Below are 24,166 nucleotides of genomic sequence, written 5' to 3' on the forward strand. Positions count from 1 at the left end.
TGACTCCTCCGCTCAGGCCATGCGTCAGCGTTCGGCGCGCAGCTTCGAGATCTCGTACAGGGTGACGGATGCCGCGATGCCGGCGTTCAGCGACTCGGTCGCCGAGCTGATCGGAATCGAGACGACGGCGTCGCAGGTGTCGGTGACGAGGCGCGACAGGCCCTTGCCCTCGCTGCCGACGACGACCACGACAGGACGGTCGGCCAGCTCGAGGCCGGGCAGCGAGAGTTCGCCGCCGCCGTCGAGGCCGAGCACGAACACTCCGGCGTCCTTGAACGCCTTGAGCACGGCGGTGAGGTTGGGAGCCATCGCGACGGGCGTGCGAGCCGCGGCTCCGGCCGAGGTCTTCCAGGCGGAGGCCGTGAGGCCGACGGAACGGCGAGCCGGGACGATGACGCCGTGACCGCCGAAGGCAGCCGTCGAGCGGATGATGGCGCCGAGGTTGCGCGGGTCGGTGATGCCGTCGAGGGCGACGAACAGAGGCGTCTGGCCGCGACCGATGACCTCCTCGAGCAGGTCGACGGGGTGCGGGTACTCGTACGGCGGAACCTTGATGGCCACGCCCTGGTGCACGGCGTCGCGGCCGGCGAGGCGGTCGAGCTCGGGGCGCATGACCTCGAGGATGGGGATGTCGCGGTGGTTGGCGATCGAGAGGATCTCCTTGACGCGCTCGTCCATCTCGACGCGGGCGGCCACGTAGAGGGCCGTGGCGGGGATCTTCGCGCGCAGGGCCTCGACGACGCTGTTGCGTCCGGTGACGATCTCGGCCTCTTCGCTCTTGGGCTTGGTGCGGCCCTGCGAGCGGGTGTCGGGGCGACCATTGGCCGCCGTGCGTCCCCCGGAGGAGTTCTTGCCGCCGGCAGCGGTGTAGCGCTCCTGCGCCGCCTTACGCTTGCCGGCGGGGTGGTACGGGCGGTCCTCGGCCTTGGGGGTGGGCTTCTTGCCCTCTAGAGCCTGGCGGCCCTGCCCGCCCGAGCCCACCTGGGGACCCTTCTTGCCCTTGCGTACCGCGCCAGCGCGCGACTTGCCGCTACTCGACTTCATGATTCAAGACTCCAATGCGCACCCGTCGGGGTGTCTTCGATGGTGATGCCCGCCGCAGAGAGCTCCGCGCGGATGCGATCAGCTGTCGCCCAGTCCTTTTCCGTACGTGCGTCGGATCGATCGACGAGAAGGCGACCTACCAGCATAGCAAGAGCCTGCTCGGACGCCGCATCGCCCGAATTCGCCCACTCGGGCGCTCCCGGATCGATGCCGAGGACCCGCACCATGGCGAGCACGGAGCCGTGGGCGGATGCCGCAGCTCCGAGATCCTCCGCATCGAGCGCCGCGTTCCCCGCCCGCACGGTGTCGTGCAGCACGGCGAGGGCCTGCGGCACGGCGAGATCGTCGTCCATCGCCTCTGCGAAGGCATCGGGAACCTGGATCGCCCCCGTCGACGCGAAGCGGGTGTCGGCGAGGCGCCGGGCGGCCCGATCGAGGAAGCCCGCGATGCGGTCGACGGCCGCCTGTGCCTCGGCGAGCCCGCCGGGGCTGTAGTCGAGAGTCGACCTGTAATGGGCCTGGCCGAGCAGGTAGCGCACGGCGAGAGGCGAGGCCGCTTCGAGGAGCTCGGAGGCGAACACGGAGTTGCCGAGCGACTTCGACATCTTCTGGCCCGCCACGTTCACGAGACCGTTGTGCACCCAGTAGCTCGCGAACGGCAGGCCTGCGGCCGTCGACTGCGCGAGCTCGTTCTCGTGGTGCGGGAAGCGCAGGTCGAGGCCGCCGCCGTGGATGTCGAAGGCGTCACCGAGATAGCGCTGCGACATCGCCGAGCACTCGATGTGCCAGCCCGGTCGGCCGGCGCCCCACGGCGACGGCCACGACGCCGATGCCGGCTCGGTCTCCTTCGCGCCCTTCCAGAGCGCGAAGTCGCGCGGGTCGCGCTTGCCCCGGGGATCGGCATCCGTCGCCGCTTCCATGTTGTCGCGGTTCTGGCGCGTGAGCTCGCCGTAGGCCGGCCAGCTCGCCGTGTCGAAGTAGACGTCGCCCGTGCCGTCGGCGGCCGCGTAGGCATGGCCGCGCTCGATGAGCACGGCGATGAGGTGCTGCATGCGATCGACGGATGCGGTCGCCCGCGGCTCGTAGGTCGGGGGCAGGATGCCGAGCCTGGTGTAACCGGCCGTGAACTCAAGCTCCACCCTGTAGGCGAGAGCCCACCACTCCTCGGCCGACTCGGCCACGCCGGCGAGGATCTTGTCGTCGATGTCGGTGACGTTGCGCACGAAGGTGACGTCGTTGCCGCCGTGGTCGAGCCAGCGCCGCAGGATGTCGTACACGAGGGCGCTGCGCAGGTGCCCGATGTGCGGGCTCGACTGCACGGTTGGCCCGCACACGTAGATGCCGACGCGTCCGGGAACGAGGGGAACGAAGTCGCGGAGCGACTGGGTCTTCGAGTCGTAGAGGCGCACGGTCACGGAATCCAGACTAGCGGCGGCAGCGCGCCTCGCCCGGAATCAGCGCTCGGTCAGCAGCGCCGTCGCGATGGCGGCGATGCCCTCGCCCCGGCCCGTGAACCCGAGCCCGTCGGTCGTGGTCGCCGAGACGCTCACCGGCGCGCCCAGCGCAGCACTCAGCACGGCCTCGGCCTCGGCGCGGCGTGGGGACAGCTTGGGGCGGTTGCCGAGCACCTGCACCGACACGTTGCCGATGATGAAGCCGGCCGCCTCGACGAGGCGCCGCGCCTCGGCGAGGAAGACGGCGCCGTGGGCTCCGGAGAACGCGGGGTCCGACGTGCCGAACACTCCCCCGACGTCGCCCAGCCCTGCCGCTGCGAGCAGCGCGTCGCAGATGGCGTGGCTCGCGGCGTCGCCGTCGCTGTGGCCGGAGAGACCGACCTGCCCCGGCCAGTGCAGGCCGACGAGCCAGAGCTCCTCCGAGGGATCGTCGCTGAAGGCGTGCACGTCGGTGCCGGTTCCGACGCGGAACGCGGATGCCGCGGGCCGGGCGGGGGCGGCATCCGTCACCAGCTGATCGGCGCGGGCGAGGTCCCAGGCCGTCGTCACCTTGAAGGCGAGGGGGTCGCCGGAGATGGCGCGCACGTCTCCCCCGGCTGCCGCGACGAGGGCGGCATCGTCGGTGTGGTCGTCGGCGGCGTCGGCGTAGGCGACGTCGAGCTGGACGCGGGGGAAGCCCTGCGGGGTCTGCACGGCCGAGAGCTGCGACCTGCCGACGGTCTCGAGGATGCGCCCGTCGACGTCGACCCGCTTGATGGTGTCTGCGACGGCGAGGCCGGGGATGACACCGGCTCCCGTGGCGCGCACGGCGGCGATGACGGCCTCGTGCTGGCGCGTCGGGGTGAGGGCACGGGCGGCGTCGTGCACCAGGACGACGCTCACCGAATCGACGACGGCGCCGAGACCTGCCGCGACGGACTCCTGTCGCGTCGCGCCTCCCGTCACCAGGGTGAGGTGCCCGGATGCCGGTCCGGCGACTTCGGCGCAGATGGAGCGCGCCTCCTCCAGTCCGTCGGCCGGCGCGACGACGACGACCTGCACGGCCTCGGGGAGGGCGAACACCGCGCTCAGGGCGTGCGCGAGCAGAGGCCGGCCCGCGAGCTCGACGAAGGCCTTCGGCATCCCGAGCCCGAGACGCGTGCCGCTGCCGGCGGCGACCACGATGACGGCGACATCCGGAGGCGATTCAGTCATGAGCCGAGGCTATCGCGTGAGCATCCGGGCCCCGACAATGCGAAACGCGCCTCCCCGTGGTGGGGAGACGCGTCTCGGATGATCTGGTGGACCGACCGGCTAGGAGGCGAGAACCTCGTCGAGCACGGTGGACGCCTTCTCCTCGTCGGTCTTCTCGGCGAGCGCGAGCTCGGAGATGAGGATCTGGCGGGCCTTGGCGAGCATGCGCTTCTCGCCGGCCGAGAGGCCGCGGTCCTGATCGCGGCGCCACAGGTCGCGGACGACCTCGGACACCTTGATGACGTCTCCAGAAGCGAGCTTCTCGAGATTGGCCTTGTAACGACGTGACCAGTTGGTCGGTTCCTCGGTGAACGGGGCACGCAGCACCTCGAACACGCGGTCGAGGCCCTCCCGTCCGATGACGTCTCGCACGCCGACGAGGTCGACGTTCTCAGCGGGAACTTCGATCGTGAGATCGCCCTGCGTGACGTTCAGCTTGAGGTAGACCTTCTCTTCGCCCTTGATGATCCTGGTCTTGACTTCGGTGATGGTTGCCGCACCATGATGCGGGTAAACGACGGTTTCGCCGACCTCGAAAAGCATGAATATATGTCCCTTCAGCAACCTCCAGAATACCACAGGCTGCATGGTGGTAAGGTTCGCCTCCGCCAGCGCCCCGCGCGCCCGCGAGACCGCTCGTGCGCTAGGCTCGACACCGGATTTCATAGCGCCCGGCCACGGGTTCCCGTCATGGGGGGCGCAGAGCTTGGGAGGCACTGTGAGAGGGCGTATCGCGTCATCCGTCATCGTTGCGGCTGCGATCATCGTCGGCACCGCCGGCTGCGGCCTGGTCGCACCGCAGGCGACCACGTACCACTACTTCGCCAGCGACGGCGTGAGCGGCGACATCGGTGAGATCGGCATCCGCAACGCCGTCATCGTGACCGACAAGGGCAAGCTCGGAAACCTCGTCGTCACCATCGTGAACTCCGGCTCCGAAGATGCCGAGATCACCGTGCAGCACGAGTCGTCCAGCGGTAAGAAGACCGTCACGATCGACGCCCCGGCCAACGAGACCACCCTCTTCGGTCCGGCGGGCGGCGAGCAGGTGCTGCTGCGTGACCTCGACGCCCAGGCCGGTTCGCTCCTGGACGTGTACTTCCAGTACGGCGACGAGCAGGGCGAGGACCTCCAGGTTCCCGTGCTCGACGGCGGCCTGCCCGAGTACTCCGATCTGCTGCCGATCGACGTGATCACGGGCAAGCTCGACGAGGTCGTCGCCCAGTAACGCCGTTCGGCGGCATCCGCCCGCAGAAACGAGAACGCCCGGCCTCCACGAGGACCGGGCGTTCTTCGTTGCAGCGGATGGGTGGGGCTACTCCTCGAAGCGGTAGCCGAGACCGCGCACCGTGACCAGCATCCGCGGCTCCGACGGAGTCTTCTCGATGCGGGACCGTATGCGCTTGATGTGCACGTCGAGCGTCTTGGTGTCACCGAAGTAGTCGCTGCCCCACACCCTGTCGATGAGCTGACCGCGGGTCAGCACGCGTCCGGCGTTGCGCAGCAGGAACTCGAGCAGCTCGAACTCCTTGAGCGGCATCGGGGTCACGACGCCGTCGACCGCGACGGTGTGCCGCTCGATGTCCATCCGCACGCTTCCGGCCTCGAGCAGGGTGCCCTCGTCGCGGTCGTCGTCGGTGTGGCGGCGCAGGATGGCGCGGATGCGGGCGAGCAGCTCGCGGGTGGAGTACGGCTTGGTGACGTAGTCGTCGGCGCCGAGCTCGAGGCCCACGACGACGTCGACCTCGGAGTCCTTGGCAGTCAGCATGATGATCGGCACGCTCGAGCGGGTGCGGATCTCGCGGCAGACCTCGGTGCCGGAGAGTCCCGGGAGCATGAGGTCGAGCAGGATGAGGTCTGCGCCCGTGCGGTCGAACTCGGTCAGTGCGCTCGGCCCGTCGGCCGCGACGGTCATGTCGTAGCCCTCGCGCTCGAGCAGGAAGGCGAGCGGTTCGCTCAGTGCGGTCTCGTCTTCGACCAGGAGGATGCGTGTCACTGGGGGTCCTTTTCAGCCTTGACGGCGTCGATCGGTGCTTCGGGGAGACGGATGGTGAAGGTGGAGCCGCGACCCGACTGCGACCACACACGGACGTCGCCGCCGTGGTTCTGCACGGCGTGCTTGACGATGCTGAGGCCGAGGCCGGTGCCGCCGGTGTTGCGCGAGCGCGCCTCGTCGACGCGGAAGAAGCGCTCGAAGACGCGATCGAGGTCTTCCTCCGGGATTCCGACTCCTTGGTCGGTGACCGCGATCTCGACCGCACCGTCGGTGCTCTTGACGCCGACTCCCACCCGCGTTCCCGGCAGGGAGTAGTTGATGGCGTTCGCGATGAGGTTGTTCACGGCCATCACGAGCAGCGACTCGTCGCCGAGAACCTCGGCCCGACTCTTGTTGCGCACGGCGAGGACGATGTCGCGCGCCTCGGCGACGACGCGGTTCTGGTCGACCGCCGCGGCCACGATCTCGTCGACGGAGACGAGATCGGGCTTGGAGAGCACGTCCTGGGACTGCAACCGCGACAGGTCGATGATGTCCTGGGTGATGCGCGCGAGCCTGGCCGACTCCTGGGTGAGCCGGTGCGTGAAGCGTCGCACCTGCGCCGGCTCGTCCGCGGCCATGTCGATGGCCTCGGCGAGCAGGCCGACCGAGGCGATCGGGGTCTTCAGCTCGTGCGAGATGTTCGCGATGAAGTCTCGACGCACGTCGTCGAGGCGCTGCGAATCGGTGAGGTCGTCACCCAGCAGGAGCACGTAGCGGGATCCGAGCCGAGCCGCCCGCACGTCGAGCACGATGTTCGACTCGCCGAAACGGCTGCGCGCGATGGTGAGCTGCTCGGCGACGGGCTCCCCTGTTCGACGGACTCGAGCGACGATCTCGATGAGCTCCGGATGCACCAGGGCGTCGAGGCGCACCAGCCCGAGGACGAGCGCGGCATGCGACGACGCCAGCACGTTGTTCGAGGGATCCACGACCACGGCCGGGGTCTCGAGGGCGTCGATGACCTCCGCGATGCCGTCGGGCACCGACGGGTTGACCACTGTCGCGGCGTGCGTTCCGCGCCGCTCGGCGACATGCAGGAGCGCGATGAAGCCGCCCCCCACCACCAACCCGAGTGCCAGGGACAACAGCACCAGCCAGGTGGTATCCATGGCATCAGAGTAATGTCTCCACCGAGCACCCGGCCGCCGCATCCGTCTCGCAGGAGGTCTACTTTAGGGAATGTTCAAACCTGCGGCACCCGCCGTTAACCTTGGCTCGCAACGATGGGGTGGGGCCACGCGGGCTCCGTCTACCTGCATGCATTCCTGCGTGCGCATTCGAATGACAAGAGGATTCACACGTGCGCGAAGTATTCCAGCTGGAACTCCGAGAGGTGCAGGATCGCCTCGTCGAGATCTCAGAACTCGTTGCGACGTCGATCGACAAGGCGACGCGCGCGTTCAACGAGTCCGATGTCGCCCTCGCCGAGGAGTGCATCGAGGATGACGCTCGCATCGACGAGCTGGCCGTGGCCCTCGATGAGCTCGCCATCACGATCCTGGCGCGTCAGAACCCCGTCGCCCGCGACCTGCGCATCGTCGTGAGCGCGCTCCGCATCAGCGCATCGCTCGAGCGGATGGGCGACCTCGCCACGCACATCGCGCAGCTCGCCCGCTACCGCTTCCCCGACAAGGTCGTGCCGAAGAGCCTCCGCCCGACCTTCGCCGAGATGGGCCGACTCGATGTCGAGATCGCCCGCAAGCTCACCGAGCTGCTCAGCTCCCAGGAGGTCGAGCTCGCCGAGACCATCCGCAACGACGACGACAAGATCGACGCACTGCACCTCAGCGTGTTCGACAAGGTGCTCGGTGAGAAGTGGAAGGGCGAGACCGTCGACACCGTCGACGCGACGCTGGCAAGCCGCTACCACGAGCGATTCGCCGACCACGCCGTGGCCATCGCCAAGAAGGTGCAGTACCTGGCGACGGGCGAATGGGTGCCCGAGAGCGCCTGAGCGCGCCTCGTCCCGCTTTAACCTGAAAAGCGAGGAACTTCTCGCCTGAACCACCGCATCCGGGAGCCGGATGCCGTGATTCGGGAGAAGTTCCTCGCTTTGGGGTTTAAGCGGTTACTTCTTGCCCTGCGCGGCCACGGCGGCTGCGCCGGCTGCCGCCGCCTCCGGGTCGAGGTACTCGCCGGCACCGAGTGGGGCGAGGCTCTCGTCGAGGCGGTAGACGAGCGGGATGCCGGTCGGGATGTTGAGCTCGGCGATGTCGTCGTCCGAGATGCCGTCGAGGTGCTTGACGAGTGCGCGCAGCGAGTTGCCGTGGGCGGTCACCAGCACGGTCTTGCCCGCCTTCAGGTCGACCGAGATGTCGGACTCCCAGTAGGGCAGCATCCGGTCGATGACGTCCTTCAGGCACTCGGTGCGCGGAAGGTCTGCATCGGGGAGGTCGGCATAGCGGGGGTCGCCGACTTGCGAGTACTCGGCGTCGTCCGCCAGCACGGGCGGCGGCACGTCGAAGGAGCGACGCCAGAGCTGGAACTGCTCGGGACCGTACTTCTCGAGAGTCTCGGCCTTGTCGAGGCCCTGGAGGGCGCCGTAGTGACGCTCGTTCAGACGCCAGGAGCGCCTCACGTCGATCCAGAGGCGGTCGGCCTCCTCGAGTGCGATGTCCGCGGTCTGGATCGCGCGGGTGAGCACCGAGGTGTGCAGAACGTCGGGCAGCAGGCCCGACTCGGCGAGCAGCTCGCCGGCGCGCTTGGCCTCGGCGCGGCCCTGGTCGGACAGGCGGACGTCGACCCATCCGGTGAACAGGTTCTTCTGGTTCCAGTCGCTGTTTCCGTGGCGCAACAGGATGAGGGTGTAAGGCGCAGTCATGGCTCCAATCTATCGCTTGCGATACTGGGGAGCATGCCCGTCGGATCCGTCACCCGCGGCACCACGAACACCAACCGGCTGCGTCGCGTCGACCGCTGGATCGCGGAGCTGCCCGTCCTCCGCACCACCGAGGACCCTCTCGTCGTCGACCTCGGATACGGCGCCAGCGGCGTGACGGCCCTCGAGCTGCACCAGCGGCTCACGAAGGCGCGCCCCGATGTCGAGATCCTCGGCGTCGAGATCGAGCCCGGCCGGGTGCGCACGGCCACCGAGCAGCTCGCCATCGTGCGCGCCGGGACCACGGGCTTCGCCGCGGACGCCCGGGTGTCGTTCGCGCTCGGGGGCTTCGAGGTGCCGCTCCCCTCCGGTCGGCGGCCGGTCGTCATCCGTGCCTTCAACGTGCTGCGCCAGTACGACGAGGCCGACGTTCTCGACGCCTGGGCGCTGATGACGTCGCGGCTCCAGCCCGGCGGAGTGCTCGTCGAGGGGACCTGCGACGAGATCGGCCGGATCTCGAGCTGGGTGGCGGTGACTCCGGATGCCGTGCAGACCCTCACGATCAGCCTGCGCCTCGCGGAGCTCGAGGCGCCGTCGGTCGTGGCCGAACGGCTGCCCAAGGCGCTCATCCACCGGAACGTGCCCGGTGAGCGCATCCACGCCCTGCTCCTCGAGCTGGATCGCGCCTGGCAGGTGAACGCTCCACTCTCGGTCTACGGGCCGTCGCAACGCTGGATCGCCGTCGTGCGGATGCTGGCGGATGCCGGCTGGCCCGTGCGCGGAGGCGTGCGGCGCTGGCGGCTCGGAGAGCTCACCGTGGACTGGGCGGCCGTGGCGCCGCTCTGAACTCTGGCGCCACCTCCGCTGGCAGAGCCACAGACGCGCCAGCGGCTGCGGCGAAGCCGAGTTGCGGGATGGAATGGCGCTTCGGGGCGCTCGCTTCGCTCCCGTCCCTCTGCGCGCGGGTGGTGCTGAGCAGCGGGTACGGGTCCTACGCCCGCGGCAGCAGGTCTCTCGCCTCGTCGGCGTTCATGCCCGTCGCGGCGAGGGCGTCGACGATGTACGGCCGCATCGCCTGCACGAGGTTGCGGTCGGCGAAGTCGCCGTCCGGCGCCATCCCGGCCGGGTCGAGATGGCGAGCCACTTCGACCAGCGACTGTCGCGCGACGGGTTGCAGGGAGACATCCGTCAACGACTCGCTGATCAGCTCCACGCTCACCCGCACCCGCGCCAGGAGGTCGGCGACGGCCAGCCGCGGAGCACCATCGCGGGCGACGTAGGCGGCACGACGGGCGACGACGCGCAGGCTCCTGGTGCACAGCTCGATCGCGGCCTGCATCGACGCCTGCCTGGCCAGGTCGAAGCGGCGGCGACGCAGGAAGGGCGACAGCCGCGCGATGGCCACGCCCGATTCGACGGCGTTCGACCAGGCGTCCGTCAACGGCTGGGTCGCCCGCGCCCGCGCCAGAGCCGAGTCGGCTCTCGGCGCCGAGCCCTCGGCGAGCGCCGCCGAGAGGTCGGCGAGGATGCCGTCGTGCTCGGCGAGGATGCGCAACCCCGCGCGCGTGGCCGCCTTGCCCGGGTCACGCGGGATGAGCACAGTGGCGAGGAGGGCGAACGCTCCGCCGACGAGTGCGTCGACGGTGCGGGTGAACGGACCGCCGGCCGGCAATGGCGAGAGCATCACCAGGGAGCACTGCACGGCAGCCGCGACGGCGAAGGCCGGATTCGGCAGCAGGAACCGGGCGACGAGCATCGTGAGGGCCAGGGCGACGGCGTACTGCAGCAGACCGATTCCGAATCCGAGCAGCAGCAACTCCGCCAGCGCAATGCCCAGGGTCATGCCGAGCACGGTCTCGAGGATGCGCACGGGCCTCGCGTCGCGCACGAAGCCGAGGGCGGAGATGACGACGATGGCCGCGATCAGCGGCGACTGGTGCCCGACCACGTAGTGGGCGAAGGCGAAGCTCGCCACCGCGGTCACTGTGATCTGGGCGACGGGCGGCAGGGCGTCCCTGGTACGTGCCCACGCCGCCGCGGTGTCGAACCGCGGCCGCATCAGCGGCGGACGCCGAGCCGCGGCATCCGCGGGATGCCGGCGGTGGATCCGGCCTCGGGCGGCACGACCACGACCTGGGCGGCCGCGACGATCTCACCCGTCTCGGCCGTGTGCACCTCGAGCGGTGCGTCGACGGGGACTCCGCGACGGATGACGGCGAGCGCGATCGGCCCGAGCTCGTGGTGGATGGCGCTCGACGTGACGCTCCCCACCCCGCGCCAGCCGGCCTCGGACTCCGGGCGCTTCTTCTCGGCGAAGACCTCGTCGCCATGAGCCGGGAGGACGGTGTCGGATCCGTCGAGATGCAGCATCACGAGACGGCGCGGCGGGTGGCCGAGGTTGTGCACCTTCGCCACGGTCTCCTGGCCGCGGTAGCAGCCCTTGTCGAGGTGCACGGCGCTGCGCATCCAGTCGAGCTCGTGCGGAATGCTCCGCTCGTCGACCTCGGTCGAGAACCGGGGGCGCCAGGCGGCGATGCGCAGGGCGTCGAGGGCCAGGGTGCCGGCCAGGACCGGGGTACCGGTGCCGGCTCGCTTGGCGAGAGCGGTCAGCGATGCTCGCGGCACCAGCACCTCGCTGAAGTCCCAGGTGGCGGCCGGATGCTCGACCTCGGACGCGTACTGCCAGCCGCCCACGGCGATCTCCGACCACGGGTCGCGCCAGACGAGGGGGACGCCGTTCGGGGCGGCGATCTCGAGGCCGACGGATGCGGCATCCGTCGCCATGGTGCCGACGGTGGCGAACTCCTCGGTGCGATCGGCCACCTCGACACGCAGCGTGAAGCGCATGCGGTCGAGCCAGCCGAACAGGCCGGCGGTCTCGACACGGTCGACGAGCAGCCAGGTCGTGACACCGTCGTCGAAGACATGGGCGTCGTACTCGATGCGGCCCTGCGGGTCGAGGATGAGGGTCTCGGACGACTCCCCCGGCGCCAGACGATCGAGCGCCTGGCTGGAGATGGAGTTGAGCCAGGTGAGGCGGTCGGGGCCGGTGACGCTCACGACGCCGGCGTGGGAGAGGTCGACGACGGCCGTGCCGTCCTCGAGACGGCGCTGCTCGACGTTCGGGTTGCCGTAGTGGGCGGCGACCCCCTCGTCGACCCCGTCGGCACGAACGGCACCGGGGGTGGCGAGGAGGGGGGAGACGGCATCCGTCATCGTCATCACTCGACCTTCGCGAGTCGGCCGGAGGAATGCGTGCGCAGGTCCTGGCCGAGGGCGGCGATGTCCCACGCCCAGAGCAGGTGTGAGTCGACGAGGCCGTAGAGGCGGGTGGCCGCCGAGTACGGCTTGGCGCCCTGCGTGCGCATGACGGCATCCGTCGCCAGATCGATGCGCGGGCCCTTCACCTGGCCGAGATAGAGCTCGGCGACACCTCCGGGGTGCACGAGCGTCACCTCGATGTCGAATCCTCCTGCTGCGTTGCGCAGGGTCTCGACGGACTCGGCGTCACGGAACGGCCGCTCGCCGACGCCCGGGAGCATCGCCGGACCGGCGTCGGCGTCTCCGAGCTGGCGGCTGAGACGCCAGTACCCGGTCTCGGTCACGAGCGGCGTCGGTTCCCCGCCCTCCTCGGTGGGGAACAGCCAGCTGTACGAGGTGTAGTTCAGGTGCGGCAGTCCGTCGTGGCTGAAGCTCACGCGCTGACCGAATTCGTGGGTGACGGATGCCTCACCGATGGTGTAGTCGATGACGCCGGAGCCCTCCCAGACCCCGAGCAGCCACGAGAGGGGAACCAGCTCGGCCGGAAGCTCGACGGGCAGCTCGATCATGGGGTGTTACCGCTGCCCCCGGAAGAGCTTGTAGACCACGACGCCGGAGACCCACGCGATCGCGAGGCTCGCAAGGCCCAGAAGTCCGAGGAAGAAGAGTTCGAGGAAGATGAGTTCGCCGCCGGCCATGGCTCGAGTCTATCCCCGCTCGAGGACCGTTCAGAGCGTCACGGCGACCACGATGCCGGCGATGGCGGTAATCACGACGCTGCCCACGAAGCTCGCGACCACGCGCGAGACGAAACCGTCGCGACGACGGGTGGCGAGCTGCACGCAGAACGCCGCGATCGCGCACAGCGCGAGGCTGAGGCAGAGGCCGCCGAAGCGTTCCTCCGGTGCGACCGCCGTGAGGACCACGACGGCTCCGACGACAGCGAGGATCCAGACGGCGACGATGCCCGCGAACGTCACGGCGGGGGTCAGCGGCACTTCGGTGTCGGTCATGGTTCCCATTGTGGCGCGCGAATGGGGCTGCGTCATCAGGATAGGATTACGCAACGAACGAGCTGGAGGAATGCGCGTGGCGCAATTGTTGATCCTGACGTCGGCAGTCAACAATGAAGTTCTCCCCGCCCTCGCGCTGTTGAGCCATCGGGTGCGGCTGATCCCTGCGGATCCGCAGCAGCTCATCACCGCGCCCGATTCGGACGCCGTGATCGTCGACGCCCGCACGAACCTCGCCAGCGCCAAGGCCCTCTGCCAGATCCTGCGCACCACGGGGATATCCGTTCCCCTCCTGCTGGTGCTCACCGAGGGCGGCCTGTCCGGCGTCAGCCCCGACTGGGGAGTCGACGACGTGATCGTGGAGTCCGCCGGCCCCGCCGAGGTGGATGCCCGCATCCGTCTCGCCGTCGGGCGCATCGCGCCCGAGGTGAACACCCGCATCCAGACCTCCGGCGTGATCATCGACGAGGCCAGCTACTCGGCGAAGGTGCGCGGCAAGCCGCTCGACCTCACCTTCAAGGAGTTCGAACTGCTGCGATTCCTGGCGACGCACCCGTCGCGCGTCTTCACCCGCGAGCAGCTGCTCAGCGAGGTGTGGGGCTACGACTACTTCGGCGGCACCCGCACGGTCGACGTGCACGTGCGGCGCCTGCGGGCCAAGCTGGGCGACCTCGAGTCGCTCATCGGCACCGTGCGCAACGTGGGCTACAGGTTCAACGTGCACGAGGACGAGGAACCGGCCGGCCTCGGTCGCTGAGTTCCGGGCAGCGCCTGCGCCGCGCGGCCGCCGTCACGTGCCGACGCCGTCACGTTTGCAGGATGAGCCCGCACATGATGCCCCTCGGAGGGTCATCCTCGCTCTCATCCTGTAAACGCGACCAGATCCGGCCGCGCGGTTCTTACCGGAGAACATCCGTGGCGGAGATAACGTCCTCGTCACGTGCTGTTCATGCGGCTGATGCCATGATGAAGACATGGATGCCGAGAACCTGATCGACACCGGACTCGCGGGCGACTTCGACGACGACTTCGAGCCCTTCGACCCCGCCGGAGACACGAGCCTGCCCGGAGAGCGTTACCTCGACCGCGAGCTGAGCTGGCTCGCGTTCAACCAGCGCGTGCTCGAGCTCGCCGAGGATCCGACGACTCCGGTTCTCGAGCGCGCGAACTTCCTGGCGATCTTCGCCTCGAACCTCGACGAGTTCTTCATGGTGAGAGTCGCCGGCCTCAAGCGCCGCATCCTCACCGGCCTTGCGATCCCGACCAACGTGGGGCGTGCTCCCCAGGACGTTCTCGCCGACATCTCGGCCAAGGCGCACGAGCTGCAGGAGCGCCATGCCGCCGCCTACGCTGAGCTGGTGCGGCCCGCCCTGGCCGAATCGGGCATCCACATCGTGCGCTGGGACGAGCTGGAGGATGCCGAGAGGTCGAACCTGCGCGACTACTTCTCGCGCCAGATCTTCCCGGTGCTGATGCCTCTCGCCGTCGACCCGGCGCATCCGTTCCCCTACATCTCGGGACTCTCGCTGAACCTGTCGGTGCGCGTGCGCAACTCGAAGACGGGCAAGCAGGAGTTCGCGCGCCTGAAGGTGCCGCAGATGCTGCCGCGCTTCCTGAAGATTCCGCACGACCCCGGCGCCGAGCGCTTCATCACCCTCGAGGACCTCATCGCCAATCACCTCGGCGACCTCTTCCCCGGCATGGAGATCCTCGAGCACCACGTGTTCCGCGTGACCCGCAACGAGGACGTCGAAGTCGACGAGGACGAGACCGAGAACCTGATCAAGGCGCTCGAGAAGGAACTGCTGCGCCGCCGGTTCGGTCCGCCCATCCGCCTCGAGGTGACCGACGACATGGACGACGTGACCCTCGGGCTGCTCGTGCGCGAGCTCGACGTCACCGACAACGAGGTCTACAGGCTGCCGGCGCCGCTCGACCTCGGCGGACTGTTCGACATCGCCAAGATCGACAGGCCCGACCTGCACTACCCGACGCACGTGCCGACGACGAGCGCACGCCTGCAGCCGCTCGAGCCGAACTCGCGTCCCGACATCTTCTCGGCCATCGCCCGCGGCGACGTGCTGCTTCACCACCCGTACGAGTCCTTCGCGACCAGTGTGCAGGCGTTCATCGAGCAGGCCGCAGCCGACCCGCACGTGTTGGCCATCAAGCAGACGCTCTACCGCACCTCGGGCGACAGCCCCATCGTCGAGGCCCTCATCGACGCTGCGGAGTCGGGCAAGCAGGTGCTCGCCCTCGTCGAGATCAAGGCGCGCTTCGACGAGCAGGCGAACATCAGCTGGGCGCGCAAGCTCGAGAAGGCCGGCGTGCACGTGGTCTACGGCCTCGTCGGACTGAAGACCCACTGCAAGCTCGCCCTCGTGATCCGCGAGGAGAAGGGCGAGCTGAAGCACTACAGCCACATCGGAACGGGCAACTACAACCCCAAGACGAGCCGCATCTACGAAGACCTCGGGCTGCTGACGGATGACGACCAGGTCGGCAAGGACCTCACCCGGCTCTTCAACGAGCTCTCGGGCTACGCCATCGAGAAGAAGTTCAAGCGGCTGCTCGTGGCGCCGCTGCATCTGCGGAAGGGGCTGCTGCGGCACATCGCCACAGAGACGCAGAACGCACTCGACGGCAAGCCCGCCCGCATCCGCATCAAGGTGAACTCCATGGTCGACGAGGCCATCATCGACGCCCTCTACCGGGCATCGAACGCCGGAGTCCCCGTCGACATCTGGGTGCGCGGCATCTGCAGCCTGATGCCGGGCGTGCCCGGCATGAGCGAGAACATCCGGGTGCGATCGATCCTCGGACGCTACCTCGAGCACTCGCGTATCTTCTCGTTCCTGAACGGCGGAGACCCGCACGTCTTCATCGGCAGTGCCGACATGATGCACCGCAATCTCGACCGACGCGTCGAGGCTCTGGTGCGTCTCACCGAGCAGGAGCACCTCGACGAGATCGCCGGGCTCTTCGACCGCGCCATGGACGAGCGCACCTCGTCGTGGTGGCTCGGCGACGATGGCGTGTGGGTGCGCCATCACCTCGACGAGGACGGCGCCCTCCTCGTCGACATGCAGAACACGCTGATGCACGAGATCGGATCACGCAAGCGCCCGGGGAGGAACCGATGACGGCGACAGCCATCTACGCCGCGGGGGCGGTCTGCTGGCGGGTGGTCGACGGCCGCATGATGGTGCTCGTCATCCACCGCACAGTGCACGGCGATGTGACCATCCCCAAGGGCAAGGTCGATCCCGGGGAGACGCTTCCCCAGACCGCCGTGCGCGAGATCAAGGAGGAGACCGGCCTCACCGTCGCCCTCGGCGTTCCGCTCGGCGTCTCGAACTACCCGCTCTCGGGCAACCGCACGAAGATCGTGCACTACTGGGCCGCAGAGGTGAGCGATGACGCCGTGCGGCACTCCACCTTCGTGCCGAACGGCGAGGTCGCAGCCCTCGAGTGGGTGACCATCAAGAAGGCCCGCAGCTACCTGACCTTCACCTCCGACGTCGAGATCCTTGACGCCTTCGCGGAACTCGTCGACGGCGGCGTGACCCGCACGTTCTCGCTGGTGGTGCTGCGGCACGCCAAGGCGATGGCCCGCAGCGACTGGAAGAAGTCCGACGCGACGCGACCGCTCACCGAGCGCGGCGTGCAGCAGGCGTCCACCATTGTCGACACCATCTCGGCCTGGCACCCCAAGCGCATCACGACCAGCACCGCGACGCGCTGCGTGACCACGGTCACACCGCTCTCGGCGGCATCCGGAATCGAGCTCAAGCGCACCGACAACCTCAGCCAGGACCTGTTCGAGGAGGGCAAGGCCGACATCCGCTCCGTCATCGGCAAGCGGGTGCGTTCGCGCAAGACCGCCGTCATCTGCAGCCACGGTCCTGTGCTCGGCGACATCCTGCGGGAGATCGCCCTGGCCACGGGAACGCCGACGGGTGCCTACATCTCGGATGCGGCTTCCCTCGAGCCCGGCGCGTTCTCCGTTGTGCACCTGTCGTCGACCAACCCGAGCTCGGGCATCATCGCCATCGAGACGCACTCGCCGCGGGTCTGACCCCCGCCGGGAGTCTGCGGCGACCGCCGCGCATGAGGGCAGTATGCGCACGTATCGTCCGCGCCCGTTAAGACTCCGTTCACCTGCAGTGAGGCTGCGCGTCACGGAGCCCGCTTAGCGTCGGGACCGAGCCGAACAGGTTCACATCATGTAATCACTTCCCCTGAAAGGGACATTCGTGAAACTCAAGCGTTTTGGCGCCCCGGTCGTCCTGGCCGTCGTAGCCACCATCGCACTGTCCTCGTGCGCAGCAAACGAGGATGCAGCTCCCGCAGCCAGCGAGACCACCTCCTCGCTCACCGGCACGCTCAACGCTGCCGGCGCCTCGTCCCAGCAGGCTGCCCAGGAGGCTTGGGTCGCCGGCTTCCAGACCGCCAACCCCGACGTGACCGTCAACTACGACCCGTCGGGCTCCGGCGCCGGTCGTGAGGCCTTCATCTCCGGTGGAGTCGACTTCGCCGGCTCCGACTCCGCACTGAACGACGAGGAGATCGCCGGCACCTTCGCCGCCTGCGCTCCCGACACCAAGGCCGTCGACCTCCCGGTCTACATCTCCCCGATCGCCGTCGTGTTCAACGTCGAGGGTGTCGACGAGCTCTCGCTCGACGCAGCCACGATCGCCCACATCTTCAAGGGTGACATCACGAAGTGGAACGACCCGGCGATCGCCGCCCTCAACGACGGTGTGACCCTGCCTGACGCCAACATCACGGCCGTCCACCGCTCGGACGACTCGGGTACCACCAAGAACTTCGCGGACTACCTCAACCAGGTCGCCCCCGACGTGTGGGACCAGAAGCCGGCCGACCCATTCCCGTACCAGACCGGTGAGGGCGCCCAGGGCACCTCGGGTGTCATCGACGCCGTCACCAACGGAACGAACACCATCGGCTACGCCGACGCCTCGCGCGCCGGTGACCTCGGTGTCGTGAAGATCAAGGTCGGCGACGAGTTCGTCGCCCCGAGCGCCGAGGGCGCAGCAGCCGTCGTCGACGACTCGCCCGCCGTCGAGGGCCGCGAGGCCAACGACCTCGCCGTCAAGCTCGAGCGCACCACGACCGACCCGTCGCACTACCCGCTGGTTCTCGTGAGCTACGCGATCGTCTGCCCCGAGTACGCCGATGCTGCTCAGGCCGAGCTCGTCAAGGCCTACGTCGGCTACATCGCCTCGGCTGACGGCCAGACCGTCGCTGCCGACGCAGCCGGCTCCTCGCCGCTCTCCACCGAGCTGCAGGGCAAGGTCGCCGACGTCGTGGCCTCGATCAAGTAACAACGGATATCCCGCCTGCCCGGCCCGTCATCCGCACGCATTGCGTGCCGGATGACCGGTCGGGCAGACTGGGGTTCGCGGCAGCGGACCCCGCACAGACACCCCCACCTCACGCACCGCAAGGGACTCGCCAGCCATGACGACCACCGTCGCCGCCCCCGCAATCACCGCGAAGGAGCGACCCGGAGACCGGGTGTTCTCCACGCTGACTGTCGTCGCGAGCAGCCTGATCCTCGCGGTGCTCGCCGCCGTCGCGATCTTCCTGGTCGCCCAGTCCATGCCGGCCTTCGTGGCTGAATCGGACGACTTCAAGGGCGACGCCACCAACTTCTGGTCGTATGTCGGCCCGCTCGTCTTCGGAACCGTCTGGTCCGCCGCTCTCGCGATGATCTTCGCGGTGCCGCTCGCGATCGGCGTCGCTCTCTTCATCACCCACTTCGCCCCGCGCCGCATCGCCCAGGGCCTCGGCTACGTCGTCGACCTCCTCGCCGCGGTCCCCTCCGTCGTCTTCGGCCTCTGGGGCATCGGCGTGCTGGCCCCGGCGCTGCAGCCGTACTACGCGAACCTCACGGAGTGGTTCGGTTGGTTCCCGCTCTTCGCCGGGCCCGTCTCCGGTACCGGTCGCACCATTCTCACCGTGGCCATCGTGCTCGCCGTGATGGTGCTCCCCATCATCACCGCCATCAGCCGCGAGGTCTTCCTGCAGACCCCTCGCCTCCACGAGGAGGCCGCCCTGGCGCTCGGCGCCACCCGCTGGGAGATGATCCGCATGGCCGTGCTGCCGTTCGGACGCCCCGGTGTCATCTCGGGGGCGATGCTCGGCCTCGGCCGCGCACTCGGCGAGACCATGGCCGTCGCCATGGTGCTCTCCCCTGCCACGATCATCTCGTTCGCGCTGGTGCAGTCGCAGAACCCGACGACCATCGCGGCAAACATCGCCCTGAACTTCCCCGAGGCCCATGACGTGGGCGTCAACATCCTCATCGCGACAGGGCTCATCCTGTTCGTGATCACCCTCGGCGTGAACTCGATCGCACGCTACATCGTCGGCCGCCGCAAGGCCTTCTCGGGAGCCAACTGATGACCATGACGACCACCAAGGCTCCCGCCACGGCGATGCCCAACGCCCTCACCTCGGGCAAGCTCCCGAAGTACTCCCCTCTCTGGCTGCTGGCCGGCGCGTTCGCCCTGTCGATCGCGATCTTCGCCGTCGTCGACGCCGCCGGCGGTGAAGCGTTCAACTGGGCGGGCATGGCCGTGCTCGCCGTCGTGCTGTTCTGCGTGCTCATCTGGCTGATCTCGCGCCTCGTCGAGGGCGGCCGAAAGGCCACCGATCGCCTGGTCACAGCCCTCGTCTCCAGCGCCTTCGCGATCGCGCTCGTTCCTCTGATCTCGGTGACCTACACGGTGATCGTGAAGGGCGTCGCCCGCTTCGACCTCTCGTTCTTCACCGAGTCGATGCGCAACGTCGTCGGCGCCGGCGGTGGCGCACTGCACGCGATCGTCGGAACGCTGCTCATCACCGGCATGGCGACGCTCATCTCCGTGCCGATCGGCCTGCTCACCGCCATCTACCTCGTCGAGTACGGACGCGGCCGCCTGGCGCGCGGCGTCACCTTCTTCGTCGACGTGATGACGGGCATCCCGTCGATCGTGGCCGGCCTGTTCGCATTCGCCCTGTTCGCGCTGCTCTTCGACGATCCCGGCATCCGTTTCGGATTCGGTGGCGCCGTCGCCCTCAGCGTGCTCATGATCCCCGTGGTCGTGCGTTCCAGTGAGGAGATGCTGAAGCTCGTTCCGAACGAGCTGCGCGAGGCCGCCCTCGCCCTCGGTGTTCCGAAGTACCTCACGGTGCTCAAGGTGGTGCTGCCGACGTCGATCGCCGGAATCATCACCGGCGTGATGATCTCCATCGCCCGCGTGATCGGTGAGACGGCGCCGCTGCTCATCATCGCCGGCTTCACGGCGAGCATGAACTACAACCTCTTCGCCGAGCGCATGATGACGCTGCCCGTGTTCGTGTACAACCAGTACGCGAGCCAGGGAACGGATGCGCAGGCCTACCTCGACCGCGCCTGGACCGGCGCTCTCACGCTCATCCTCATCGTCGCCCTGCTCAACATCATCGCCCGACTGGTGGCGAAGTTCCTCGCCCCCAAGGGCCTGCGCTGAGCCGCGGCGCCACCGACCTCCCCGCACTCCTCCCCCGCACCACCGAACGAAGGAATCCATGTCCAAGCGCATCGAGGTCAACGACCTCAACGTCTACTACTCCAGCTTCCTCGCTGTGGAAGGCGTCTCGCTGACCATCGAGCCCCGCACCGTCACCGCCTTCATCGGTCCGAGCGGATGCGGCAAGTCCACGTTCCTGCGCACCCTCAACCGCATGCACGAGGTCATCCCCGGCGCACGCGTCGAGGGCGAGGTGCTGATCGACGGCAACAACCTCTACGGGGCCGGCGTCGACCCCGTGCTCGTGCGCCGCCAGGTGGGCATGGTGTTCCAGCGTCCGAACCCGTTCCCGACGATGTCGATCGGCGACAACGTGCTCGCCGGCGCGAAGCTCAACAACAAGCGCATGTCGAAGTCCGAGGGCGACGACCTCATCGAGAAGTCGCTGCGCGGAGCCAACCTCTGGAACGAGGTGAAGGACCGCCTGCACATGCCGGGTTCCGGCCTCTCGGGCGGTCAGCAGCAGCGTCTGTGCATCGCTCGCGCCATCGCGGTCAACCCCGAGATCATCCTCATGGACGAGCCGTGCTCGGCCCTCGACCCGATCTCGACCCTCGCCATCGAGGACCTCATCGAGGAGATGAAGCAGGAGTTCACGATCGTCATCGTGACCCACAACATGCAGCAGGCATCGCGCGTTTCCGACCGCACGGCGTTCTTCAACATCGCCGGAACCGGCAAGCCCGGCAAGCTCATCGAGTACGACGACACCACCACGATGTTCTCGAACCCGAGCGTGCAGGCCACCGAGGACTACGTCTCGGGCCGCTTCGGTTGATCCCTGCTCGTGCTCGGCTGACGCTCATCTGATCGTCGAGTTGCCCACTTCCGCCGGTGTGCGCGTTCGCGCACTGGCGGAAGTGGGCAGTTCGCGTATCGGAGGTCAGTCGCGCGGGCTCAGCAGGTAGCGCGTGAAGGCGGCGTTGGCCTCGGCGTCGAGGGCGAGAGGCACCCCGTCGAGGTCGACGACCGGTGCGGCCAGGCGCACGCTCGAGACCAGCCAGACGGCATCCGCCCGCCGCAGTTCCTCGACCGTGATGTCGCGCTCGGCGACGGGGAAGTCGTGCTCGCGGATGTGCTCGAACAGGCTCGCCTGCGTGGTGCCCGCGAGGATGGATCCCGAGGGCTTCGGCGTGACGAAGACACCGTCGATGCGGGCGATGACGCTCGAGGTCGGCCCCTCCATGACGTAGCCGTCGCTGGTGACGAAGATGGTGTCGTCGGCTCCGCGACGATGCGCCTCGCGCAGGGCCGCCATGTTGATGGCGTAGCTCAGCGTCTTGGCGCCGAGCAGCAGCCAGGGAGCACGCTCGGCGACCCCGTGGTCGTAACCGCGGTCGAGGGTCACGACGCGGATGCCCTTCGTGCGGGCATCCGTCGAATCGGATGCCGCATTCACGCTGAGCCACGCCGTCGGCGCCGGCCCGTGCTCGACCCCGCGGCTGAGTACCAACTTCATGGCGAGCTCGCCCTCGGCAGGCACCTGCTCGCGCGCGAAGGCGATCGCGGCTCGCCACTGGCGCAGGTTCGGCACGGGGAGGTCGCAGATCTCGGCCGAGCGCACCAGACGCGCGAGGTGGGGCTCGGACTCCTGCACGTGGCCGTCGACCACGGCGATGGTCTCGAAGATGCCGTCGCCGCGCTGGGTGCTGAGCTCGCCCACCCTGAGAGCGGGCGCCGAGGCGTCGATCTCCCGGAAGGTGCCGGCGGTGGCGGAGGTGGCGTCATCCGCGGCGAGCGGATCGATGAGCAGCGTGTACGGCAACGACATGATCGAAAGCCTAGTTCGGCGGATGGCGCGGTGGCGGCGGGTTGACATCCGCGGCGGCCGCGAGGAGGCATCCGTCCCGGCGGCATGCGCATCGGCCCCGCAGGGCAGAGAAATGGCCGGGCCGCAGAACGCCTCTCGGCGCGAGGCCGCTCGGAGCGGCGAATATTGGAGCCCGGGGTTACTGCGGCCCGGCCATGTACAAGTGTAAGCGACGGATGCCGTGAGCTATTCCCATCACGTCGCTCGCTGAGGCCCGGATGAAGTCCGCGGACGAAGCGCGCCCCTACTCCAGTCCCACGATGAGCCGCAGCGAGCCATCGAACTCGGGCTGGGTGCGCAGGTCGCCGTACTTCGCATCCCAGGCACCGGAGGCCAGTTCGTCGCCGAGCTCGCGCACGAAACGGCGCGCCACGAGCGGGCCGACGAAGCTCCACGCCGAGTTCGCCTGGCGTGCACCGGGGTCGAGCAGCGCCTCGGGGCGTCCGTAGTAGGCCTCGCCGAAGCCGTCGAGGCAGTCGAGCGGGATCGGAACCTCGATGATGCGGCTGTTCGCGCCCAGAGCTTCGGCGATGTGCTCGACCGCGGGGTAGCGCGCGGCCTCGGTGTCGATGACCTCGGGCGCGTACTCGTCGAGCCAGAACCGGTCGAGGGCCTTAGGGTCGCAGCTGAGCACCAGCACCGGTCCGCGCGTCACCCGTCGCATCTCGGCGAGACCACGGTCGATGTCGGCCCATTGATGCACGGTGAAGGTGGCGAGCGAGGCGTCGAAGGCGTCGTCGTCGAACGGCAGCTTCTCTGCCGTCGCGTCGATGGCGCGGGGCAGGCCGGCTTCGCGCTGGATGCGCATGGTCGCCGAGGGTTCCACGGCGGTGACGTCGCGGTCGCGCGGCTCGTACGATCCGGCGCCGGCACCGACGTTCAGAACCGTGTACGCGTCGCCCAACTCCCGCAGGATGGCCGCGGCGATCCGTGGATCGGGGCGACGGTAGTCGGCGTAGCCGAAGCCTATGCGCGCGTAATCGGCGTCGCCGGCACTGCCGTCTCCGGTGCGTTCCATGGCCATCGTCGTCCTCCCCGCATCCGTCTCAGCCGAATCCACACGCCACGTGGCGTCTCAGCCCAGTCTGTCAGGCGATGGATGCCGCGTTACGCCAGTGGGCACGCTCAGTCCAGCGAGTAGCTGCGCCACAGGCGGGCGCAGGCACCCAACTCCTGGCCGAGTTCGGAGAACCGCAGTGCGCGGGTCGTCAGCTCGCTGCTGCGCTCGGGCTCGGTGGCTTCCGAATCGTCGGCGATGCTCGTCGCCCCTCCCGCCATGATGCGGCAGAAGGCGGCAGCGCGGTCGAGCGCGATGCCGAAGTCGCCGGCGAAGATGCCGTGCAGGATGTCGTCGGCCAGCGCCACGACCTCCTCGGGACCCGTCGGCGTGGGAGCGCCGGCCACGACGGGGTCGACGCCCACAGCGAGTTCGGTGCCGCGCTGGAACAGAAACGCTGTGCCCGTCGGATCCTGACGGATCAGCAGGCGCAGAAGGTAGAGCCTCCAGAGCGCACCCGGCAGGCTGCGGGCGGATGCCTGGGCCCAGAGTTCGGCGACCGCGTCGATGCCGTGCTCGTCGGTGTAGGCGACCAGGCGCTCGACGACGGCCGGGTCGGGATTCTCCCGCACCCGCGACAACAGCGCGTTCGCCGTCTCGTGGGCGACGCGGCTGAGTGTGGCCGGGTCGTCACCGCCGTGGAACGCCTCGAACACGCGTGAGGGGAACTTCGTGGGCTTGTGGAATCCGTCTGCCATGGTGCTCCGTTCCGGGTCTCGTCCAAGGCGCTCCGCCCAACGCTACGCGCATTCGACGGCCCGTGATCCACGATAAGTTAGAGACACGGGCCTCTAGCTCAGTTGGTAGAGCAAGGGACTTTTAATCCCTGGGTCGTCGGTTCGAGCCCGACGGGGCCCA

25 protein-coding genes and 1 tRNA gene are annotated in these 24,166 nt (G+C 68.7%); 11 read left to right on the top strand and 15 right to left on the bottom strand.

The genetic code is table 11. From position 1 onward, the window contains the following. Positions 1 to 24 precede the first annotated feature (24 nt). The 4 genes from rlmB to E4M00_RS01865 all read right to left on the bottom strand — a co-directional run bounded on the left by rlmB (position 25) and on the right by E4M00_RS01865 (position 4,274). Positions 25 to 1,044, bottom strand: a complete 1,020-nt coding sequence (gene rlmB, locus E4M00_RS01850) for a 23S rRNA (guanosine(2251)-2'-O)-methyltransferase RlmB (RefSeq protein ID WP_135118853.1) — start codon at positions 1,042 to 1,044, stop codon at positions 25 to 27. Continuing rightward, positions 1,041 to 2,459 (bottom strand): cysteine--tRNA ligase, encoded by a 1,419-nt coding sequence (gene cysS, locus E4M00_RS01855; RefSeq protein ID WP_135118854.1) that lies wholly within the window; start codon positions 2,457 to 2,459, stop codon positions 1,041 to 1,043. Before cysS ends, rlmB begins: the two co-directional genes overlap by 4 nt. Before the next feature lie 39 nt (positions 2,460 to 2,498). After that, the gene (gene ispD / locus E4M00_RS01860) at positions 2,499 to 3,692 is read right to left on the bottom strand and encodes a 2-C-methyl-D-erythritol 4-phosphate cytidylyltransferase (RefSeq protein ID WP_135118855.1); all 1,194 of its coding nucleotides are present in this window, start codon (positions 3,690 to 3,692) and stop codon (positions 2,499 to 2,501) included. Positions 3,693 to 3,791: 99 nt separating this feature from the next. Continuing rightward, a complete protein-coding gene (locus tag E4M00_RS01865; RefSeq protein WP_055820959.1) occupies positions 3,792 to 4,274 on the bottom strand; it encodes a CarD family transcriptional regulator in 483 nt (160 codons plus the stop codon). A gap of 175 nt (positions 4,275 to 4,449) precedes the next feature. Between E4M00_RS01865 and E4M00_RS01870 the strand changes: the two genes are divergently transcribed. After that, the gene (locus tag E4M00_RS01870; protein WP_135118856.1) at positions 4,450 to 4,959 is read left to right on the top strand and encodes a hypothetical protein; all 510 of its coding nucleotides are present in this window, start codon (positions 4,450 to 4,452) and stop codon (positions 4,957 to 4,959) included. 87 nt (positions 4,960 to 5,046) lie between these two features. On the opposite strand, the gene E4M00_RS01875 is transcribed toward E4M00_RS01870, so the two are convergent. Both E4M00_RS01875 and E4M00_RS01880 read right to left on the bottom strand, forming a co-directional pair. Next, positions 5,047 to 5,727, bottom strand: coding sequence for a response regulator transcription factor (locus E4M00_RS01875; protein ID WP_056166058.1), 681 nt, complete (start codon positions 5,725 to 5,727; stop codon positions 5,047 to 5,049). Then, entirely contained in the window at positions 5,724 to 6,878 is a 1,155-nt protein-coding gene (locus E4M00_RS01880; RefSeq protein ID WP_135118857.1) for a sensor histidine kinase, read from the bottom strand. The genes E4M00_RS01875 and E4M00_RS01880 overlap by 4 nt, the downstream gene beginning before the upstream one ends. A gap of 191 nt (positions 6,879 to 7,069) precedes the next feature. Here E4M00_RS01880 and phoU point away from each other — a divergent pair, with 191 nt between their 5' ends. Beyond that, positions 7,070 to 7,723 carry a phosphate signaling complex protein PhoU gene (gene phoU / locus E4M00_RS01885; RefSeq protein WP_056166052.1) on the top strand — a complete coding sequence of 218 codons (654 nt, stop codon included), beginning with the start codon at positions 7,070 to 7,072 and terminating at the stop codon, positions 7,721 to 7,723. 114 nt (positions 7,724 to 7,837) lie between these two features. Here the strand turns inward: phoU and E4M00_RS01890 are convergent, their stop codons facing one another. Then, positions 7,838 to 8,590 carry a phosphoglyceromutase gene (locus E4M00_RS01890; protein ID WP_135118858.1) on the bottom strand — a complete coding sequence of 251 codons (753 nt, stop codon included), beginning with the start codon at positions 8,588 to 8,590 and terminating at the stop codon, positions 7,838 to 7,840. Positions 8,591 to 8,623: 33 nt separating this feature from the next. Between E4M00_RS01890 and E4M00_RS01895 the strand changes: the two genes are divergently transcribed. Further along, on the top strand, positions 8,624 to 9,433 hold the full coding sequence (locus E4M00_RS01895; RefSeq protein ID WP_420813401.1) for a class I SAM-dependent methyltransferase: 810 nt from the start codon (positions 8,624 to 8,626) through the stop codon (positions 9,431 to 9,433). A gap of 145 nt (positions 9,434 to 9,578) precedes the next feature. Here E4M00_RS01895 and E4M00_RS01900 read toward each other — a convergent pair whose 3' ends face one another. Genes E4M00_RS01900 through E4M00_RS01915 form a run of 5 tightly spaced genes read right to left on the bottom strand, consistent with a single transcriptional unit; the run spans position 9,579 to position 12,861 of the window. Next, positions 9,579 to 10,646 carry an FUSC family protein gene (locus E4M00_RS01900; protein WP_135118859.1) on the bottom strand — a complete coding sequence of 356 codons (1,068 nt, stop codon included), beginning with the start codon at positions 10,644 to 10,646 and terminating at the stop codon, positions 9,579 to 9,581. After that, positions 10,646 to 11,803 carry a CAF17-like 4Fe-4S cluster assembly/insertion protein YgfZ gene (gene ygfZ / locus E4M00_RS01905; RefSeq protein WP_135119194.1) on the bottom strand — a complete coding sequence of 386 codons (1,158 nt, stop codon included), beginning with the start codon at positions 11,801 to 11,803 and terminating at the stop codon, positions 10,646 to 10,648. Before ygfZ ends, E4M00_RS01900 begins: the two co-directional genes overlap by 1 nt. Positions 11,804 to 11,808: 5 nt before the next feature. Further along, on the bottom strand, positions 11,809 to 12,417 hold the full coding sequence (locus E4M00_RS01910) for a nitrobindin family protein (RefSeq protein ID WP_135118860.1): 609 nt from the start codon (positions 12,415 to 12,417) through the stop codon (positions 11,809 to 11,811). 6 nt (positions 12,418 to 12,423) lie between these two features. Continuing rightward, a complete protein-coding gene (locus E4M00_RS18135) occupies positions 12,424 to 12,546 on the bottom strand; it encodes a hypothetical protein (RefSeq protein ID WP_268765571.1) in 123 nt (40 codons plus the stop codon). A gap of 30 nt (positions 12,547 to 12,576) precedes the next feature. After that, positions 12,577 to 12,861 carry a hypothetical protein gene (locus E4M00_RS01915; RefSeq protein ID WP_135118861.1) on the bottom strand — a complete coding sequence of 95 codons (285 nt, stop codon included), beginning with the start codon at positions 12,859 to 12,861 and terminating at the stop codon, positions 12,577 to 12,579. Between the two features lie 76 nt (positions 12,862 to 12,937). Here E4M00_RS01915 and E4M00_RS01920 point away from each other — a divergent pair, with 76 nt between their 5' ends. From E4M00_RS01920 to pstB, 7 genes are all read left to right on the top strand, one after another. Then, the gene (locus tag E4M00_RS01920) at positions 12,938 to 13,618 is read left to right on the top strand and encodes a winged helix-turn-helix transcriptional regulator (RefSeq protein WP_055823076.1); all 681 of its coding nucleotides are present in this window, start codon (positions 12,938 to 12,940) and stop codon (positions 13,616 to 13,618) included. Positions 13,619 to 13,835: 217 nt separating this feature from the next. Further along, the gene (locus E4M00_RS01925; RefSeq protein ID WP_135118863.1) at positions 13,836 to 16,004 is read left to right on the top strand and encodes an RNA degradosome polyphosphate kinase; all 2,169 of its coding nucleotides are present in this window, start codon (positions 13,836 to 13,838) and stop codon (positions 16,002 to 16,004) included. Further along, complete coding sequence (locus E4M00_RS01930) at positions 16,001 to 16,939, top strand: NUDIX hydrolase (protein WP_135118864.1); 939 nt, start codon at positions 16,001 to 16,003, stop codon at positions 16,937 to 16,939. The genes E4M00_RS01925 and E4M00_RS01930 overlap by 4 nt, the downstream gene beginning before the upstream one ends. 178 nt (positions 16,940 to 17,117) lie before the next feature. Further along, the gene (gene pstS, locus E4M00_RS01935; RefSeq protein WP_135118865.1) at positions 17,118 to 18,209 is read left to right on the top strand and encodes a phosphate ABC transporter substrate-binding protein PstS; all 1,092 of its coding nucleotides are present in this window, start codon (positions 17,118 to 17,120) and stop codon (positions 18,207 to 18,209) included. Positions 18,210 to 18,345: 136 nt separating this feature from the next. After that, entirely contained in the window at positions 18,346 to 19,290 is a 945-nt protein-coding gene (pstC, locus tag E4M00_RS01940; protein ID WP_135118866.1) for a phosphate ABC transporter permease subunit PstC, read from the top strand. Further along, positions 19,290 to 20,381: a phosphate ABC transporter permease PstA gene (gene pstA, locus E4M00_RS01945; RefSeq protein ID WP_193555534.1), complete on the top strand. Its 1,092-nt coding sequence runs from the start codon at positions 19,290 to 19,292 to the stop codon at positions 20,379 to 20,381. The genes pstC and pstA overlap by 1 nt, the downstream gene beginning before the upstream one ends. Positions 20,382 to 20,439: 58 nt before the next feature. Further along, complete coding sequence (gene pstB, locus E4M00_RS01950; RefSeq protein ID WP_055821005.1) at positions 20,440 to 21,219, top strand: phosphate ABC transporter ATP-binding protein PstB; 780 nt, start codon at positions 20,440 to 20,442, stop codon at positions 21,217 to 21,219. Between the two features lie 105 nt (positions 21,220 to 21,324). On the opposite strand, the gene E4M00_RS01955 is transcribed toward pstB, so the two are convergent. The 3 genes from E4M00_RS01955 to E4M00_RS01965 all read right to left on the bottom strand — a co-directional run bounded on the left by E4M00_RS01955 (position 21,325) and on the right by E4M00_RS01965 (position 24,006). Next, positions 21,325 to 22,212, bottom strand: a complete 888-nt coding sequence (locus E4M00_RS01955) for an aminodeoxychorismate lyase (protein ID WP_135118867.1) — start codon at positions 22,210 to 22,212, stop codon at positions 21,325 to 21,327. A gap of 283 nt (positions 22,213 to 22,495) precedes the next feature. Next, positions 22,496 to 23,269, bottom strand: a complete 774-nt coding sequence (locus E4M00_RS01960; RefSeq protein WP_135118868.1) for a class I SAM-dependent methyltransferase — start codon at positions 23,267 to 23,269, stop codon at positions 22,496 to 22,498. A gap of 107 nt (positions 23,270 to 23,376) precedes the next feature. Beyond that, positions 23,377 to 24,006, bottom strand: coding sequence for a DNA-directed RNA polymerase subunit beta (locus tag E4M00_RS01965; RefSeq protein WP_135118869.1), 630 nt, complete (start codon positions 24,004 to 24,006; stop codon positions 23,377 to 23,379). 87 nt (positions 24,007 to 24,093) lie between these two features. Here E4M00_RS01965 and E4M00_RS01970 point away from each other — a divergent pair. After that, positions 24,094 to 24,166 (top strand) — tRNA-Lys (locus E4M00_RS01970).

The organism is Orlajensenia leifsoniae, assembly GCF_004570845.1.
GTDB classification, from domain to species: domain Bacteria; phylum Actinomycetota; class Actinomycetes; order Actinomycetales; family Microbacteriaceae; genus Orlajensenia; species Orlajensenia leifsoniae.